Raw genomic sequence first — 17,311 nt, 5'->3', positions numbered from 1 at the left:
AGGCGCAGGCCGCCGTCGACGCCGCCGAGGCCAAGGTCAAGGCCGAGCAGGCCGCCTCCGACGCGTCCGGTGATGCGTCCGGCGACGCGTCCGGTGACGTCTCCGGCTCCGTTCCCGCCGGCGCGCCGAAGTCCACCGGATTCCGCAGGACCGGATCCAAGGCGCCGACCCCCGGCCGCCACGATCCTCCTCGACACGACGATGGCCGCCAACCCGAAGCTCACCGAACGCATGCGCGAGGCGTCCAAGCGCGCCGCCAAACGCGACATCGAGGCCGCCCGCCTCGCCGCGCTCGGCGACGGCACCACCTCCGATGCCGAGAAGACCGGCAAGTCCGCCGGCAACGGGAGGACCAAGGGCCACAACAACGCCACCATGTCCCGCTACGCGCATCGCGAGAAGTTCGTCAAGGACATGAAGAAGAACTACACGATCGTCGCCCCGCAGATGAGCCCGATCCACCTCTCGCTCGTCGAATCGGTCATCCGCTCCGGCGGCTACAAGTTCGACGTCCTGAAGCACGCCTCCCGCGCGGATGTGGAGACCGGCCTCAAATACGTCAACAACGACGCCTGCTACCCGGCCATCATGGTCATCGGCCAGCTCATCGACGCGATCCTCGAAGGCAAGTACGATCCGGACCACGTGGCGCTCGCCATCACCCAGACCGGCGGCATGTGCCGTGCGACCAACTACTTCGGTCTGATCCGCAAGGCCCTGATCGACGCGGGCTACCCGCAGATCCCGATCATCGCCATCTCCACGCAAGGCTTGGAGGACAACCCCGGATTCAAGGCCACCGTGCCGATGCTGCATCGCGCGGTCAAGGCGCTGATTCTGGGAGACCTCCTGATGAAGTGCCTCTACCGCGTGCGCCCGTACGAGGTGGAGAAGGGCTCGGCGAACAGGCTCTACGAGCAGTGGGACACGATCGTGCGCGAGACGATCGAGCATCACGGCTACTCGAAGACCGGTGCGAAGACCCCGTGGCTGAAGAAGGGCTGGCTGCCGTACCCGACCCTCGCCAAGGAGATCGTCAAGTCGTTCGACGCCCTGCCCTTGAAGGACATCCCGCGCAAGGTGCGCGTCGGCGTGGTCGGCGAGATCCTCGTCAAGTACCAGCCGGACGCGAACAACCACGTCGTCGACGTCATCGAATCGCAGGACTGCGAGGCCGTGGTGCCCGGCATCATGGAGTTCATGACCACCAAGCCGTACATCACCGACTGGAACGAGCACAACCTCGGCATGGGCGGCAACCAGTTCGCCTACGCGTGATGCGCTGGGGCCTCGACCGCTACTTCGCGCCGATCAACGCCGCGCTCGACACCTCGCACGGCAAGTTCCGCCGCGACGAGCCGATGCCGGAGCTCGTCAAGAAGGCCGCCGAGGTCACGTCGATCGGCGTGCAGGCCGGCGAGGGATGGCTGCTGACGGCCGAGATCCTCGAACTCATCGAACAGGGCTGCCCGAACGTGATCTGCGCGCAGCCGTTCGCCTGCCTGCCGAACCACGTGACCGGCCGCGGCATGTTCGGCAAGATCCGCCGACTGCACCCGGAGGCCAACATCGTCTCGATCGACTACGATCCGGGCGCCTCCGAGGCCAACCAGCTCAACCGCATCAAGCTCATGATCGCGGCGGCGAAGAAGGCGCACAAGGCCAAGTTCGCCGACGGCGCCGAGCCGCAGGGCTTCACGACCGCCGACTGAACGTCGGCTGCGTGGGCCGGAAACCCATGGAAATCGCCCGCTATCGGAAAAAGGTATAGCCGATTGGCGGGCGTACGGCGGGGCGCGGCCGGAGGGACGGATACCATACCGCTTATGGTTACTCCCAGAATCAGTTACGCGCACCTGCTCGCCAAGCCGAACCCGAAGCATGTCGAAAGTCTCCTGAAGTTCTTCGAGGCGGGCCGGTCCGAGCGCGGCACCGGTGGCTTCGGTGTCGAGATCGAGCATCTGCCGGTGCACAACAGCGACGATACGGCGGTGAGCTACTACGAGCCGAATGGCATCGAGGCGCTGTTGGAGCGCATCGCCCCGTATTACGATCACGACAAGGAGTACTGGGAGAACGATCATCTGGTGGGCCTTTCTCGCCCCGGCATCGCCGTGTCGCTCGAGCCGGGCGGTCAGGTCGAGACCTCGATCGGCATCCTGCACAAGCCGGAGGATCTGCTGCAGACGTATGCGACGTTCCGCCGCGAGGTCGACCCTGTGCTCGACGAGCTCGGCTTCCGACTGGTCAACTACGGCTACCAGCCCAAGTCCAGCTTCGCCGACGTGCCGGTCAATCCGAAGGACCGCTACGACGCGATGACCGACTATCTGGGACGCGTCGGCCAGTTCGGCCCGTGCATGATGCGCTGCTCCGCCTCCACGCAGGTGAGCATCGACTTCGTCGACGAGAAGGATTCGATCGACAAGATGCGCGTCGGCACCGCGATCGGCCCGATCCTCGCCTGGTTCTTCCGCAACACCCCGTACTTCGAGGGGCGGCTCAACCCGTATCCGCTGCTGCGCCAGCGCATGTGGGACTACCTCGACTTCCAGCGTACGAACGTGATCCCGGGCCTGTACGACCAGCGCTTCAGCTGGGAGGACTACGCGATCGACGTGCTGTCCACGCCGCTCATGTTCGCCGACCTGACGCACACGCCCGAGGCCGTCGAGGCCGGGCTGAGCCGCAAGGAGCTGCATCACGCGGCCTTCCGCGAGAACGCGGGCGAGGTGTACCCGGACCGCGAGCTCAACGCGTACGAGATCAACCACATCATCTCCACGCACTTCAACGACGTGCGCCTCAAGAACTTCATCGAGTTCCGCCACTGGGACTCCCTGCCGATCGAACGCGCCGAGAGGCTCACCGAGATCATCAACTCGCTGTACTACGTGCCGTCCAACCGCATCCGCCTCGAAAGCTACTTCGACGGGCTCACCGAGGAGGACGTGTTCGAGGCCAAGGCCAACATCCAGGCCCACGGCCGCGACTCCAACCCCTACGGCCAGCCGCTCGACTTCTGGCGCGAGTTCCTCGGCCTCGAAGGCCTCCTCGAGGACATCCCCGGCGATCCGAAGCACCCCGAGGTGTTCCAGGGCTAAAGGGATCTCAAAGGGATCTCAAAGGGATACTATGGGCTCGTGCATGGGCGAGGTGACACCGCTGGTCACCTCGCCCATTTGCTTTCCGCTCATTCCAGCCGAAAGGAACACAGCCATGACCAAGGAAACGGCCAACCAGACTCCCTACACACCCGTCGCCGCCGACGCGCCGTACAGGAACCCCGACCTGCCCGACTCCGAGCGCATCGCCGACCTCATCTCCCGCATGAGTCTCGAGGAGAAGGTCGGCCAGATGATGCAGCTCGACGCGCGCAGCAACGATCTCAACGATCTCATCGTGAACAGGCACGTCGGCTCTATCCTGCACACCAGCCGCAAGGACCTGTCCCTCGCCGTCGACATCGTCAACGAGAAGACCCGACTCGGCATCCCCCTGATCATCGGCGACGACTGTATCCACGGCTACTCGTTCTGGCCCGGCGCCACGATCTTCCCCTCCCAGCTGGGCATGGCCGTCAGCTGGGACCCCGCCAAGGTCGAGGCGGCCGCACGCGCCACCGCCGAAGAGGTGTCCTGCACCGGCGTGCACTGGACGTTCTCCCCGGTCCTGTGCATCGCCCGCGACACCCGTTGGGGCCGCGTCGACGAGACCTTCGGCGAGGATCCGACGCTGATCGGCGAATTCGCCTCCGCCATGGTCAGGGGCTATCAGGGCGGCGCCAAGGCCGGTGACCCCCTGCCCAAGGATGCGATCCTCGCCTGCGCCAAGCACTTCGCCGGATACTCCGAAACCCAGGGAGGCCGCGACGCCTCGGAGGCCGACCTGAGCCACCGCAAGCTCGAATCGTGGTTCCTGCCACCGTTCGAGCGAGTGGCCAAGGAGGGATGCGGCACGTTCATGCTCGGCTACGAGTCCATCGACGGCGTGCCCGTCACGTTCAACAAGTGGCTGCTCACCGACAAGCTGCGCGGCGCATGGCAGTACAACGGCACGCTCATCACCGACTGGGACAACGTGGGACGCTCCGTCTGGGAGCAGCACGTCAAGCCGGACTACGTGCACGCCGCGGCCGACGCCGTCAAGGCCGGCAACGACCTGATCATGACCACCCCGCAGTTCTACGAGGGAGCGATCGAGGCCGTGCGCACTGGTCTGCTGGACGAATCGCTGATTGACGAGGCCGTCTCCCGCATTCTGGCTCTCAAGTTCCGCCTCGGCCTGTTCGAGGATCCTCGCCTGCCGGACGAGGAGCGCATCAAGGCCGTCATCGGATGCGAGGCGCATCGCCGGGCCAACCTCGAACTCGCCCGCGAGTCCGTCGTACTGCTGCGCAACGACGGCGGCCTGCCGTTCGACGCCAACGCCGTCGGCGCCGATGACGGCGCCGACGATGGACGCAAGCGGCGCATCGCCGTGATCGGACCGCTCGCCGACGACGCGCAGAACCAGCTGGGCGATTGGACCGGCAACTCCGGACAGGTCTCCTGGATGCCGGACGGCCAGCCGCGCGACATGATCACCACCGTGCTCGACGGCTTCCGCCAGATCGCCGGCGACGAATGCGAGGTCGTCTACTCGCGCGGCGCGAACATCATCGACCTCGTCCCCGACCCGGCGGGCGAGTTCTACCCGGACGGACAGCCGCGCCCGAAGGTCGGCGTGGCCGCATCCGGCGACCGCAAGCTCATCGACGAGGCGGTTGCCAACGCCCGCCGGTCCGACCTGATCGTCGCCGTGGTCGGAGACGTGGTCCAGTTGATCGGCGAAGGCTGCTCCACCGCCACCCTCGACCTGCTCGGCGGCCAGAACGCGCTGCTCGACGCGCTCGCGGCCGTGTCCAGGGAGACCGGCAAGCCGATGGTCACCGTGCTGGTCAGCTCCAAGCCGCAGGTGTTCCCCGCCTCCATCGCCGGCGAGAACGGCGTCTTCGCCAAGCGCGTGAGCGACCCCGAGTCCGGCATCGGATCGATCCTGTGGGCCGCCAACCCGGGCATGGAGGGCGGCCGCGCCGTCGCCGAGATCGTGCTGGGCGTCACCGAGCCGTCCGGCAGGCTGCCGATCACCTTCCCGCGCCACGTGGGCCAGCTGCCCGTCTACTACAACCAGATCCGCGGCCAGCACGGCAACCGCTACGCCGATCTCACGCAGGATCCGGCGTTCGCGTTCGGCGAGGGCCTGTCCTACACGACGTTCGCATACGGTGATCCGGTCATCACCGGCGGCGCGAGCAACGCCGACGGCACGTTCGCCGAGACCGACACCGTGCACGCCGAAATCACCCTGACCAACACGGGCGAGCGCGAGGGCACCGAGATCGTGCAGGCGTACATCGGCGACCTCGTCACCTCGTACAGCTGGACGGACCGCGAGCTCAAGGCCTTCCGCCGCGTCGACCTCCAGCCCGGCGAGACCCGGACCGTTGCCTTCGACATCCCGGTCGCCGCATGCACGATCGTCGACCCGGATGCCAACCGCGTCGTCGAACCCGGCGAGTTCGAACTGCTCATCGGCCACTCGTCGAGGCGCGAGGACCTGAAGCGCACCACCTTCACCGTGGCGTGACAGTGTCACTTCGCGTCCTCTGCGGTGTCCGGTGACTCTTGCCGGCAGTCGTGTTGCCGGCGGGAAAGAAAAAGGCACTCGGTGTCGGGGCGTTTCTGCCACAGGGCGTTTCTGCCACGGGGCGTTTCTGCCACAACTCGCTGCCACAACTTGCACTGCGCGCCGATTCCGCGCTGTTGTGGCCCCCTGCGTTTCCACAACACGACCGGAACCGTACTTGTGCGATCCTGTGGCGGGAATCCCTGCCACGGGATCGACGATTTCGCTTTTTCGAACACTTGTGGCAACAGGTCCGGCCACAACACGACGAAATCGGCGTAATGCAAGCGTCGTGGCGTACCTCCCATTGCCGAATCCTTGGAATTCCGCCATTTTATTTGAATCGGTCCTCAAGTGCTTCTGGAGCATGCTGTCACGACTCGCCCGGAATCCCGTTTTCGAACACTTGTGGCAGCGGATTTTGCCACATCACGCCAATACGGCCGCAATGATCGGGTTATGGCAACGGGCGTGAAGGTGGCGAAGCAGGGTTTTCCACGTCCGCCGCTGAAACGGAGACAGGTGATTGTGACTGGCGAAGGTCTCCCCGCGTGAAGGCCGATGTCGTGCCCCGATGCCGTGTCGTCGGCGGTCCTCGGTCGCGCGACACGCCGATTGTTGCATATGCAACTGTTGTATACGGAACGTATTACCATGGCCGTCGGTAAAGGTTGCATATGCAACAATTCATCTGTGATGGACCGTCGACGCAAGTGCGACACCGCCCTGCAGGGTCCTGCAGTGCAGGGCAGTACGTCAAGACGGTTCGTCGCGGATCAACGGCAGTGAAGTGAGGAGATATGGACAAACACATCCTCAGCTTCGACCTGAGGGCCCTGGTCAAATCGCTCAACCGCCTGCTGAGCGAGACGATGCCCGAAACGGCGCGCATCGCCACCGGCGGCAACGCCCGCATCATCATGTTCCTCGCCCGCAACCGCGATCGCGACATCTACCAGCACACGATCGAACAGAAGTTCTGCATCACGCGGTCCACCGCCTCGCGCGTGCTCGCGCTGATGGAGAAGAAGGGTCTGATCGAACGAGTGCCGGTGGAGCATGACGCCCGGCTCAAGAAGATCGTCCTGACCGACAAGGCCGATGCCATCGTCAGCATCCTCGTCGAGAACGGCGAGCGGATCGAGCAAAGACTGGTCGAGGGGTTCTCGGACGAGGAGCGTGCGGCGCTCGCCGGCTACGTCGAGCGCATGCGGGCGAACATCGACGCCGCGCGGTGCGAGTTCGAGGAACGCGAATCCGCCGATGACGGGACTGCTGGCACCGGTGGATTCGCCAGCGACGGAGCCGACAGGGCCGAAGAAAACGACATGGATACGAACGAAACGAAGGAGGAGCACGAGTGAGCGACAACACTTCAACGAAGACCGCGGCCGCGGGGGGCACGGACGCCGAGGCGGCCGCGACCGAGGCCGCGATCGAAAGGTCCCGCAAGGCCGTGGCGCCCGCCAGACCGAAGCACATCATCCGCACGCTGGCCGGATCGATGCGCGAATACAAGAAGGAAAGCCTGCTGACGCCGCTGTTCGTCGTCGTCGAGAGCGTGCTGGAGATCGTGATCCCCACGGTCATGGCCTCGCTGATCGATCAGGGCGTCACCGGCGGCAACATGAACGCCATCGTCAAGTTCGGCCTGATCCTCCTGTGCTGCTCGGCGGTCTCGCTCATCACCGGCTTCCTCGCTGGAAAGTTCGCGGCGATCGCGGCCGCCGGCTTCGCCAGGAACCTGCGCCACGATCAGTTCGAGAAGGTGCAGGCGTTCAGCTTCACCAACATCGACCGCTTCTCCACCGGCTCGATCATCACCCGTCTGACGACCGACGTGACGAACCTGCAGATGGCGTACGGCATGATGATCCGCATGGGCGTGCGGGCCCCGATCATGGTGATCGTCGCCTGGATTTTCTCGTTCCGCATCTCCCCGTCGATCTCGATGGTGTTCCTCGCCTGCATCCCGATCCTGGCGATCGGCCTGTGCGGACTCGCCGTGCTCGTCCATCCGGTCTTCGAGCGCGTGTTCCACACGTACGACGCCCTGAACAACGTCGTCGACGAGAACCTGCAGGGCATCCGCGTGGTCAAGTCCTACAACCGCGAGGACTTCGAGGTCTCCAAGTTCGACCGCATCTCGCAGCGCATCTTCAAGGACTTCAAGCTCGCCGAACGCATCATGAGCTTCAACAGCCCGATCATGATGTTCTGCATCTACGCCTCGATGATCATGATCTCGTGGATGGGCGCCCAGCAGATCGTCGCCTCCGGCAACAACGCCGCCATGGGACTGACCACCGGCGACCTGACGGCCCTCGTCACCTACGCGATGCAGATCCTCATGGCCATGATGATGCTCTCGATGATCTTCGTCATGATCATCATCTCCCAGGCCTCCGCCGAACGCATCTGCCAGGTGCTGCAGGAGGAGAGCACCGTCGTCGACCCGGCCGAGCCGGTCATGGAGGTCGCCGACGGCTCCATCGAATTCGACCACGTCATGTTCCGCTACTCGGACAACTCCGAGAATCCGGTGCTCGACGACATCAACCTGACGATCCCGTCCGGCGCGACCGTCGGCATCGTCGGCGGCACCGGCTCCGCCAAGTCGAGCCTCGTCCAGCTCATCCCGCGCCTCTACGACGTGACCGGCGGCTGCCTCAAGGTCGGCGGCCGCGACGTGCGCGACTACGATCTGGAGACCCTGCGCGATCAGGTGGCGATGGTGCTGCAGAAGAACATCCTCTTCTCCGGCACGATCACCGAGAACCTCAAGTGGGGCAACCCCAAGGCCACGGACGAGGAGATCCGCCATGCCTGCCAGCTCGCGCAGGCCGACGGATTCGTGAACGAGTTCCCCAAGGGCTACGACACGTACATCGAACAGGGCGGCACCAACGTCTCCGGCGGCCAGCGCCAGCGTCTGTGCATCGCCCGCGCGCTCCTGAAGAAGCCGAAGATCCTCATCCTCGACGACTCCACTTCGGCCGTCGACACGAAGACCGACAAGCTCATCCGCGAGGCCTTCCACCACGAGATCCCGGACACGACGAAGATCATCATCGCCCAGCGCGTCGCCTCCGTGCAGGAATCCGACATGATCCTCGTCATGGACAACGGACGCATCATGGCGCGCGGCACGCACGACGAGCTGCTCAAGACCTGCGACGAATACCGATCCATCTACGAGTCGCAGACCCGCAACACCGCCGCCGGACAGGCCGAACTCGACCGGCTCGAACAGGCAGAACAGGAAGCAAAGGACCAGGAAGCAAAGGAGGAGACCCGATGAGCGGCAACGACACCAAGCGCGACACCCGCGACGCGCGCGACGCGCGGGACAAGCAGACCTTCAACGGCCGCAAGCCGGCCATGGGCAAGCCGGCGCCGGGCACCACCAAGCGCCTCTTCGGCTACATCCTCTCCTACCGCTGGCATGTCGTCACCATCGTCGCATGCATCCTCATCGGCGCGGTGGCGCAGGCCGGATCGGCGCTGTTCCTCCAGTCGCTCATCGACACGTACATCATCCCGATGGTCGGCGAAACGAACCCCGACTGGAACCCGCTGATCCGCGCCATCACCCTGATGGGCTGCCTGTACGTGGCCGGCATCGTCGCGTCGTGGGCTTGGCAGTACCTCATCGTCGCCGTCGAGCAGGGCACCCTGAAGAAGATCCGCGACGACATGTTCGCCCACCAGCAGAAGCTGCCGATCCGCTACTTCGACACCAACGAGCACGGCGACATCATGAGCCACTACACCAACGACACCGACACCCTGCGTCAGGCGATCAGCCAGTCGTTCCCGCAGATGTTCGCCTCGCTGATCTCCGCGCTCGCCGCGGTCATCTCGATGCTGTGGCTGTCCGTGCCGCTGACCCTGTTCGTGCTCGCGTTCACCGTGATGCTGTTCTTCATCATCAGGGCGATCGTCGGCCGCGCCGGACGCTTCTTCGTCCAGCAGCAGCGCTGGATCGGCGACGTCAACGCGTTCGTCGAGGAGTCCGTCAACGGACAGAAGGTCATCAAGGTCTTCAACCACGAGGACGCCACGCAGAGGACCTTCGACGAGAAGAACGACGAGCTGTTCGCCGCATCCGCCGAGGCGAACACGTGGGGCAACGTCACGATGCCGGTCGTCGGCAACATGGGCTACGTGCTCTACATCCTGCTCGCCATCATCGGCGGCGCGATGGCGCTGGCGGGCGTGGGCAACTTCGGCCTGTCCGGCTCCGGCCCGCTGACCATCGGCACGCTGGTCTCCCTGCTGACCTTGTCCCGCTCGTACATCAACCCGCTCGGACAGGTCTCCATGCAGCTCAACATGGTGATGATGGCCCTGGCCGGCGCATCCCGCATCTTCGCGCTGATGGACGAGCCGGTCGAGATCGACGGCGGCACCGTGACGCTCGTCAACGTCGAGCTCGGCGAGGACGGCGTGACGATGCGCGAGGTCGACCACGAGACCGGCCACTGGGCGTGGAAGCGCGAGGCCGGCGACGACGGCACGCGTTCGATCAAGGCCGCCGAGAAGCTGCACGGCAAGGCCCGTGAGGTCGCGCTCAAGGCCAGGGAACACGCCATCACCTCGCCCGACGGGCGTCTCACCCTGCTGCAGGGCGATGTGCGCTTCACCGACGTCACGTTCGGCTACAACCCCGACAAGCCGGTCCTGCACGACATCACCTGGTTCGCCAAGCCGGGCCAGAAGATGGCGCTCGTGGGCGCGACCGGTGCCGGCAAGACCACCGTCACGAACCTCATCAACCGGTTCTACGACATCCAGGAGGGCCAGATCCTCTACGACGGCATCGACGTGAAGAACATCGCCAAGCCCGATCTGCGCCGTTCGCTCGGCATCGTGCTGCAGGACGTGAACCTGTTCACCGGCACCGTGATGGACAACATCCGCTACGGTCGACTTGACGCCACCGACGAGGAGTGCATCGCCGCGGCGAAACTGGTGAACGCCGACGGCTTCATCCGCATGCTGCCGCAGGGGTATTCCACCGTGCTCGAGGGCGATGGTTCGGGCCTGTCGCAAGGTCAGCGCCAGCTGATCTCGATCGCCCGCGCCGCCGTGGCCGACTCCCCGGCACTGATCCTCGACGAGGCCACCTCGTCGATCGACACGCGCACCGAGGAGGTCGTGCAGGCCGGCATGGACGCGCTGATGAAGGGGCGCACGGTGTTCGTCATCGCCCACCGCCTGTCCACCGTGCGCAACGCCGACGTGATCATGGTCCTCGACCATGGCCGCATCATCGAGCGCGGCAACCACGACGAGCTCATCGCCCTGAAGGGCGAGTATTACCAGCTCTACACCGGCGCGGTGGAGCTGGAGTAATCAGTCGTCCTCGCCGCCCTCCTCGCCGAGGAGCTTGGAGAGTTCGGCGTCCCAGTCGGTGCCGGTGGAGCCGGCCCCGGAGGACCCGCCGGTCGTGGGGGAGTCCTGCGCACCCGACTGGGTGGAGGATTCCCCCTTGGAGGAGTCGGCGGTGTCGGCATCCGGGCCGGTGCCGGCCGTGCCCGCGGTGCCGGCCGCCGTCGTATCGTCGGCCAGCGTCGGCAGCAGATCCGGATGCGACCACTTCGAGTCGCGTCCCTCGACGCCCTCGGCGGAGGTGATCATCTCCCACAGGGACGCGGCCTCGCGCATGCGCTTCGGACGCAGCTCCAGACCGAGCAGGCTTTCGAAGGTGCGCTCGGCCGGGCCTCCGGTCGCGCGCTCGCGGCGCATCATCTCACGCAGCTGCTCGATATGCGGCAGGTGCGCCATGCCGGCGCGCCACACCACGCAGTCGACCCATCCCTCGACCATCGCGAGCATGGTTTCGAGCGAGCGCAGCGCCTCCTTCTGCTCGGGCGTGTCCGGAATGCCGACCTTCGTGAGGTTCACCGCGTCGGAGATCGAATCCGGGTCGAGCGCGCCGGCGTCGCGCAGCTGCTCCTCCATCGCATCCAGATCGATGGAGATGCCGCGCGCGTACTTGCCGATCAACGCCTCGAATCGCGGCATCAGCCACGGCACGGCGGAGTAGAGGCGTGCGTGCGCGGCCTCGCGCAGAGCGAGGAACGACATGACCTCGTCGGCCGGAATCGTGTCGTTCGGGCGCACGATCTCGGCGAACAGCGCCTCGGTCTGCGGGTCTGACGCCGGGTGATGCGGCGTACCGGTGCCCTCGGCATCGGTGCCGTCGTTGTCGGCGTCGTTGTCGGCACCGCCGTCCGACTTGGGTTCGGCCTGCGGGGCGGCGGCCGACGTGAACCCGATCGGATTGCCGGTGCCATTGCTGGTGGTATCGCCGGCACCGACGTCGCCGGAGTCGTCCCCGGCCTCGCCGTTGAGCTGCTTCGTGTACTCCTCGACGTTCTCCACGACCAGTGCGCCCGCCGGATTGGACAGCAGCGCGATGCCCTGGTCGAAGCCGCCGTGCACCTCGCGGCTCAGCGTGCCGGCCGCGTTGCCCAGCTGCATCGCGAACGAGGTGTTGCCCAGCAGCTTGACCAGCTGCTTCGGGTCCTTCATGCCGTCCGGGATCGGAATCGGGATCGGGCCGGCGAACATGCCTGCGACCTCGCCGTTGAACGAATCGCCCAGACGCTCCGAGATCACCGCGGCCAGGGCATCGCCCATCGACGCGGCCACGGGGGAGGCGAACTTCGCCCACGCGTCGAGCGTGCCCTCCACCCAACCGGCGCGGGTGAGCGCCTGCGCCTCTCCCGGCGCCGGATCGAACTCGCACGCGGTGTCGAGCCACAGGTTCGCCTCGCTCATCGCGCGACGCACCTCACCGCCCTCCACGGCGGAGACCGACGTGCGCGAGCCGTTCGCGTTCGCCTGCTGCAATGCCAGCGACTTGGCGAGCTTCACGTTGATCGGCCCCTCCTCGACCACGTGGGCCATGTCGCCCATCGTGTTGAGGCCGCCGGCCGTGAACGCGGCCATCATCTGCTGCACCTCGGCCGGATTCGGCAGCGTGCTCGGATCCTGGCTCATGAGTTGCTCGCGGATCGAATCGGGCAGCTGGGAGATCTGCTGCCACGCCATCTCGCCCTGGACCGGGCCGAAGCATTTGATCAGCCACTCGTGAATTGCGTTCTCGTCCATATCGGAACCTCTTGGTCGTTCGCGGTCTTTTCCTGCCATTCTAGGGGGCACAGGCGTCCGGCCGCATGTTTTTCCGCGTAAAGCAAGCGCTGGTATCATGCGCGGTATGCCGTTCCTGAATTCGATCGTCGATATCCTGCGCCGCGTGCCGAAGATCCCGGGCGCAATCGGCAGGTACCTGACCACCCGTTCGCCCCGATTCCTTGCGGGTTTCCTCGCCGTCGCCCTGTGCGTGCTGGTGATGTGCCTGCCGAGCGCCTACTCGGTCGAATGGCCCGGGCCGACGCGCGACGTGCTCGGCACGGTCGGCGGCGACGGCAAGTCCGTCGACGACCAGGTGATTCAGGTCTCCGGCGCCGACACGCACAAGGACTCCGGCAGGCTGTTGCTCGTCACCGTCTCCGCCAACGGCGTGCCCGGCTATCCGGTGACCAACGCCGAGGTGTTGTGGGGCTGGATCGCCTCCGATCGCGTCGTCATGCCGCGCGAGGCCGTCGTGCCGGTCGGCCAGACCACGCAGGAGTACAAGAAGGAGACCGACAGGGAGATGTCCAGCTCGCAGTCGAACGCGATCAAGGCCGCCGAACGCTTCCTTGCAGCGAATGCGGACGTCGCCGAATCGGCCGGTCTGACGGGCGCCGATCTGTCCAAGCTCAAGGTCTCGATGCACGTCGACGACATCGGTGGTCCGTCCGCCGGCATGATGTACACGCTGGGCCTGATCGATAAGCTCACGCCCGCCGACGAGACCGGCGGCAAGACGATCGCCGGCACCGGCACGATCGACGCCAAGGGCAAGGTCGGGTCGATCGGCGGTATCAGGCTCAAGATGCTCGGCGCCAAGCGCGACGGCGCCACATGGTTCCTTGCCCCCGAGTCCAACTGCGGCGAGGTCGTCGGCCACGTGCCATCCGGCCTTCGCGACGTGAAGGTCTCGACGCTCGACGAGGCGTACGACGCGCTCGTCGCGATCGGCCAGGGCAAGGGCGACTCCCTGCCTCACTGCACGGTCGACACGGTCGACAAACAGATCAAGCGGTAGCCGTCCCATATTTCAGCGATTTAATCGCGTGTTAACGCCGCTGTTCGTCGTGTATTGCTATTCTTGACTCTCGTGAATGAAACCGCATCACAGAACGCAGAGGAATTTGGCTTCAAGCCCGGCGACATCGTGCAGGAATGGCTGTGGGATGATGACGTGGATGACTCGATCAGGGAGAAGATCGAGAATCTGACCGGTGAGGATCTCGTCGACGAGGACTACGATTCCGCCGTGGACGGCGTGATTCTGTGGTGGCGCGACGGCGATGACGAGGACGAGCTGTCCGACACGATCGTCGACGCGTACGCGGTCGTCGGCAACGACGGTCCGCTGTGGGTCCTGACCCCCAAGCCCGGCCGCCCGGGTGCCGCCAGCTCCTCGACCGTCCAGTCCGCCGCGAAGACCGCCGGCATGAACGCAGCGACTCCGCTGACCGTCAGCCCCGACTGGAACGGCATCCGCCTGCGCGCCTTCGGCAAGGGCCGCTGAGCGTCTTTCTGTTCCCCTGCGGTACCGGTCCCACCGAATCCCGCAGGATGAGTTTTGACGCGACCATGACATGCATGTCCGTTCGCCGGCGATGACCTTGGTACGCCGACCTGTTCGACACCGACCGTGACGACATGGCGGACGCGCCGGACAGGGCGGCTGGGGACGTAGTGCGTCCATATCGTTGTCACGATGTTGTCACAGCGCCATCCTACGGGACGGATAAGGCCCGGAATCGTTGGGATTCCGGGCCTTTTACTATGTGGGCGATACAGGACTCGAAACATTGACGCCTATGGGCGGGTATCGGTGGAAAATGGCCGAAACGCCTACTGCCGCCTACAATCTCCAGTTCACTGTAGTTCGTCCTGGGCAAACGTTTATCACTGTAGTTCAACGGTGAATGTTGTCACGATGTTGTCACGGCAAAAGGAAAACCGGCTGGACTATCCAGCCGGTTTCTCCTCAGTCGGCACGTCACTCTCGTACCGCGCCGACATTCCGCCGTAGGCCTGTCGCCGGCAAAACCCTAATTTCGGTTGGTGCTCACTGCCTTGCGTTTCGTTCTGTCGGATGTTTGATTAGCAAAAACTTGCGAGCCCCCTCACCGGCGGTCTTTCGGGGTGTGTCTGGGGGTATCCCCCCGGGGGTGTGTTGCGGGTTTTTCGTGTCCCTGTGGACGGGTCGCGACCGGTGTGTGGTCGGTCGCAACCCGTCGTGTCGGGGTTTACTTGGTGCTGGTTGTCTTGGTGATGATGATGCAGCGTTTGGGGTTTGCGGGTTTCCATCCGATTCGGAACGTGGTTCGCCAGACGATTGAGTCGTAGTCGAATGCGGCTTCTCCGGATTTGGCGAGTTGGATGTCGCTTGTCGCGGAGACGATGGCGGTGTTGTCGAGTACGAGGATTTTGTTGTCCGGCGCGCATGGGGTGACGATGACGGGGATTCCCCATAGGGTGCGTTCGGTGGCGGTGGCGGGGTCGCCGAGGATGCTTCGGCCGTTGGCGTCGGTCGCGTCGGTGAATGTCTTCCACACGTTTGGGTGCATGACGATGTGTGTTGCGTTGCCGCTGTTGGTGCTGATCGTGGTGATTGCGTTGCTGACGGCGTTGAACGCTTCCGAGGGTTTGCCGACGGTGCCGAACGTGTCGGTCGAGACGGGGATGTCGGGGTCGTTGAACAGTCCGGTGGGTTGCCAGTTGCCGTCTTGTTCGGCGGGGTTGTTGCTGAGTAGGGCGGTGTCGGCGGCGGTGGTGATGGCGCGGCGCACGCTTTGGGCAAGCAGTCCGTTTGCGTTCGCGCTTGCGGCGGATTCGTTGGACTGTCGGAAGATGTTGCCGAGCTTGGCGGTGGTAAACCTGACCTCTGCGAGTTCGGGGGCGTCTCGGGTGATCTGTTGTCCCTCGCGTACGAATGTGGGGTTAGGGTCGGTGGTGACGATCGGGACGCGGACGAACGGGGCGTCGCCCTCGATCTTGCCGGCCGTGGTGGTGAGCGTGTAGATGAGCGCGTCGGGGATTAGGTCCTGTGCGATGAAGCTGAGCGAGGGGTACAGGGATTCGTCGCCGCTGGTGATTCTGGTGATGTCTGCCATTGGGGTGTCTTTCCGGCACTTGTTCCCGGGGCGTGTATGCGGAACGGCCCGGGGCGTGCCTGTGTAGAGCTTGCGTGGTGCTCTCCTAGGCGGCTCCGGGCCGTTCGGAATGAAGTGTATGGAAGCAACCCGTTGCGGTATTGCTTCTGGTTATCATTATACGCTATGCGTCGGGGTCAGATTTCGCCGTACGGGGAGAACGCGCGGGTGAGGCGGTTCATGGCGGTCCTGTTGCGGTAGTCGGCGGGCGACTGACCGTATTGGGGCAGCAGCCGTTCGAGGCTGTTGGGCGACGGGGGCGTCTCGCGTTGGGCGGTCTCCGGTCGTGTCCGTCGTTCGACGAGGTACGGGTACCTTGCAGCGAGTTCGGTCACGGCGCGGTCGATGGTCGTCTCGTCGGTGTCCTCCGGGATGGCCTTGTCGAGGATGCCGACGGCGATGGCGGGGTCGATTCCCGTCCGTCGGGCGGCGGACTCGATGCGTAGGCGGCGTATCTCCCCGCGCGGGCCTTCCATGGATGCCTTGGCCTTGGCCTCGATGTCGGCGGTGCGTCGTCTGATACGGTCCGTCTCGCGGTCGATCTGACATGCCTCGGCTTTCTGCTCGGCGGTCATGGCGTCCCATTCCTCCGTGGTGACGGATTCGGGGCGGGTCTGCAATGCCTTGGCCCTGCCGCGCCACTGTTCGGCCTCCCTGCGTAGTCGTCCCATCTCGCGTGCGGCCTTGGCCGGGTCGCGTCTGATGGATGTAGCCAAGGCGTTGGCGGCGTTCCGGGCGGCGATGTCGGCCGGGGTGCGTGTGGTCGGTGTCGTGTCGGTCATCGGGTGTTCTCCTCCTGCATGAGTCCGAAGCGGCGCACGGCCGTGTCGAACGTGTGGGTGTCGTCGGTGTTGCGGTCCTCGATCTCGGCGAACGCGCCGGCGGCTATGTCCAGCGCGGTGGCGATGCAGCTTCGTGCGTGCTCGGACATGCCTGTGGGCATGACGAACACCACCTGCCTGTTGTGGTCGGCGAGGGCGTTGTGCATGAGCATGAGCGCGTTGCCGCCCATGCGCGCGGCGATGAGGGCGAGGGCCTTCGCGTCCTCGTCGTTCATGGCGTCTCTTTCCGGTCCGGTCAGCATGCCGGTTAGGTCGATGTCGTCAAACTCGTCGTTCGGCTTGTGGTTGTCATTCATGGGGTGTTCCCTCCTGTCGTTGGTTGTCCCGCCGGTCGGCGAGTCGTTTCATCTGGTCGGCGATGCGGCATAGGGCGTGTAGCATGTCGTCGCGTTCCTGCCGTCCATCGCCGAGTTCGGCCAGATACCGTTCCTCGAGGCTCGCGGACCTGATGCCGCTGCCGTGTCGTCTCCGGGCCATTGCCGTTTCCTTTCATCCTGTTCGCCTGCCGTCACGTCC

The 17,311-nt window shown here is 65.1% G+C and carries 11 protein-coding genes and 3 pseudogenes; 8 read left to right on the top strand and 6 right to left on the bottom strand.

The features are described from left to right. The 6 genes and pseudogenes from BCAL_RS10890 to BCAL_RS10860 form a co-directional block, all read left to right on the top strand. Positions 1-1,712 (top strand): annotated as a pseudogene (locus BCAL_RS10890) (activase); the annotation flags it as partial. Positions 1,713-1,826: 114 nt separating this feature from the next. Beyond that, a complete protein-coding gene (locus tag BCAL_RS10885; protein ID WP_043165141.1) occupies positions 1,827-3,104 on the top strand; it encodes a glutamate-cysteine ligase family protein in 1,278 nt (425 codons plus the stop codon). 115 nt (positions 3,105-3,219) lie between these two features. Continuing rightward, the gene (locus BCAL_RS10880) at positions 3,220-5,628 is read left to right on the top strand and encodes a glycoside hydrolase family 3 N-terminal domain-containing protein (RefSeq protein ID WP_081887439.1); all 2,409 of its coding nucleotides are present in this window, start codon (positions 3,220-3,222) and stop codon (positions 5,626-5,628) included. An 839-nt stretch (positions 5,629-6,467) separates the two neighbouring features. Further along, positions 6,468-7,031, top strand: coding sequence for a MarR family winged helix-turn-helix transcriptional regulator (locus BCAL_RS10870; protein WP_081887438.1), 564 nt, complete (start codon positions 6,468-6,470; stop codon positions 7,029-7,031). Between the two features lie 140 nt (positions 7,032-7,171). Then, positions 7,172-8,968, top strand: a complete 1,797-nt coding sequence (locus tag BCAL_RS10865) for an ABC transporter ATP-binding protein (RefSeq protein ID WP_081887444.1) — start codon at positions 7,172-7,174, stop codon at positions 8,966-8,968. Beyond that, positions 8,965-11,025 (top strand): ABC transporter ATP-binding protein, encoded by a 2,061-nt coding sequence (locus BCAL_RS10860; RefSeq protein ID WP_052119068.1) that lies wholly within the window; start codon positions 8,965-8,967, stop codon positions 11,023-11,025. Before BCAL_RS10865 ends, BCAL_RS10860 begins: the two co-directional genes overlap by 4 nt. On the opposite strand, the pseudogene BCAL_RS14115 reads toward BCAL_RS10860, so the two are convergent. Then, positions 11,026-11,778 (bottom strand): annotated as a pseudogene (locus tag BCAL_RS14115) (zinc-dependent metalloprotease); the annotation flags it as partial. It lies immediately after the preceding gene. A 237-nt stretch (positions 11,779-12,015) separates the two neighbouring features. Further along, a pseudogene (locus BCAL_RS14110) lies at positions 12,016-12,789 on the bottom strand (zinc-dependent metalloprotease); the annotation flags it as partial. A 106-nt stretch (positions 12,790-12,895) separates the two neighbouring features. Between BCAL_RS14110 and BCAL_RS10850 the strand changes: the two are divergent. Continuing rightward, positions 12,896-13,831 carry a YlbL family protein gene (locus tag BCAL_RS10850; protein ID WP_043165262.1) on the top strand — a complete coding sequence of 312 codons (936 nt, stop codon included), beginning with the start codon at positions 12,896-12,898 and terminating at the stop codon, positions 13,829-13,831. Positions 13,832-13,894: 63 nt separating this feature from the next. Continuing rightward, positions 13,895-14,320, top strand: a complete 426-nt coding sequence (locus tag BCAL_RS10845) for a DUF3052 domain-containing protein (RefSeq protein WP_162178552.1) — start codon at positions 13,895-13,897, stop codon at positions 14,318-14,320. Between the two features lie 727 nt (positions 14,321-15,047). On the opposite strand, the gene BCAL_RS10840 is transcribed toward BCAL_RS10845, so the two are convergent. The 4 genes from BCAL_RS10840 to BCAL_RS10825 all read right to left on the bottom strand — a co-directional run bounded on the left by BCAL_RS10840 (position 15,048) and on the right by BCAL_RS10825 (position 17,272). After that, on the bottom strand, positions 15,048-15,914 hold the full coding sequence (locus tag BCAL_RS10840) for a phage major capsid protein (protein WP_043167789.1): 867 nt from the start codon (positions 15,912-15,914) through the stop codon (positions 15,048-15,050). A gap of 176 nt (positions 15,915-16,090) precedes the next feature. Next, the gene (locus tag BCAL_RS10835; protein ID WP_043167791.1) at positions 16,091-16,735 is read right to left on the bottom strand and encodes a hypothetical protein; all 645 of its coding nucleotides are present in this window, start codon (positions 16,733-16,735) and stop codon (positions 16,091-16,093) included. Further along, positions 16,732-17,091 (bottom strand): hypothetical protein, encoded by a 360-nt coding sequence (locus tag BCAL_RS10830; protein WP_043167793.1) that lies wholly within the window; start codon positions 17,089-17,091, stop codon positions 16,732-16,734. The genes BCAL_RS10835 and BCAL_RS10830 overlap by 4 nt, the downstream gene beginning before the upstream one ends. Next, complete coding sequence (locus BCAL_RS10825; protein ID WP_043167794.1) at positions 17,084-17,272, bottom strand: hypothetical protein; 189 nt, start codon at positions 17,270-17,272, stop codon at positions 17,084-17,086. The genes BCAL_RS10830 and BCAL_RS10825 overlap by 8 nt, the downstream gene beginning before the upstream one ends. Positions 17,273-17,311 lie beyond the last annotated feature (39 nt).

This window comes from Bifidobacterium callitrichos DSM 23973 (assembly GCF_000741175.1).
In the GTDB taxonomy this organism is placed as follows: Bacteria; Actinomycetota; Actinomycetes; order Actinomycetales; family Bifidobacteriaceae; genus Bifidobacterium; species Bifidobacterium callitrichos.
Note: the sequence above shows the minus strand (reverse complement) of the source record. Positions and strands in the feature narration are given on the sequence as shown.

Bases quoted from the DNA above. Each gene is read 5' to 3' on its own strand.
- BCAL_RS10885 (WP_043165141.1), top strand. From the start codon at position 1,827: ATGGTTACTCCCAGAATCAGTTACGCGCACCTGCTCGCCAAGCCGAAC.
- BCAL_RS10880 (WP_081887439.1), top strand. From the start codon at position 3,220: ATGACCAAGGAAACGGCCAACCAGACTCCCTACACACCCGTCGCCGCC.
- BCAL_RS10870 (WP_081887438.1), top strand. From the start codon at position 6,468: ATGGACAAACACATCCTCAGCTTCGACCTGAGGGCCCTGGTCAAATCG.
- BCAL_RS10865 (WP_081887444.1), top strand. From the start codon at position 7,172: ATGCGCGAATACAAGAAGGAAAGCCTGCTGACGCCGCTGTTCGTCGTC.
- BCAL_RS10860 (WP_052119068.1), top strand. From the start codon at position 8,965: ATGAGCGGCAACGACACCAAGCGCGACACCCGCGACGCGCGCGACGCG.
- BCAL_RS10850 (WP_043165262.1), top strand. From the start codon at position 12,896: ATGCCGTTCCTGAATTCGATCGTCGATATCCTGCGCCGCGTGCCGAAG.
- BCAL_RS10840 (WP_043167789.1), bottom strand. From the start codon at position 15,914: ATGGCAGACATCACCAGAATCACCAGCGGCGACGAATCCCTGTACCCC.
- BCAL_RS10835 (WP_043167791.1), bottom strand. From the start codon at position 16,735: ATGACCGACACGACACCGACCACACGCACCCCGGCCGACATCGCCGCC.
- BCAL_RS10830 (WP_043167793.1), bottom strand. From the start codon at position 17,091: ATGAATGACAACCACAAGCCGAACGACGAGTTTGACGACATCGACCTA.
- BCAL_RS10825 (WP_043167794.1), bottom strand. From the start codon at position 17,272: ATGGCCCGGAGACGACACGGCAGCGGCATCAGGTCCGCGAGCCTCGAG.